Here is a 271-nt window from a genome sequence, read left to right on the forward strand (position 1 = left end):
TACTCTCACATGGGGAAACCCCACACTACCATCGGCGATGCATCGTTTCACTGCTGAGTTCGGGATGGGATCAGGTGGTTCCAATGCTCTATGGTCGTCAAGAAATTCTGTGTGCTGGCCCGTCCTCGGACGTGCCTGCGAATCTCTGTAGTTCCTACTTAAAGACAAAACCCCTACCTGCATGCGCAGATAGGGGTTTTGCGAAATGAATCTTGACGATGACCTACTCTCACATGGGGAAACCCCACACTACCATCGGCGATGCATCGTT

1 rRNA gene is annotated in these 271 nt (G+C 51.7%); it reads right to left on the minus strand.

Going from position 1 to position 271, the window contains the following annotated elements:
* Positions 1-102: ribosomal RNA gene (gene rrf / locus ABE456_RS28565) — 5S ribosomal RNA — on the minus strand; the annotation flags it as partial.
* Positions 103-271: the final 169 nt, after the last annotated feature.

Source organism: Pseudomonas sp. TWI929, from assembly GCF_039673335.1.
In the GTDB taxonomy this organism is placed as follows: Bacteria; Pseudomonadota; Gammaproteobacteria; order Pseudomonadales; family Pseudomonadaceae; genus Aquipseudomonas.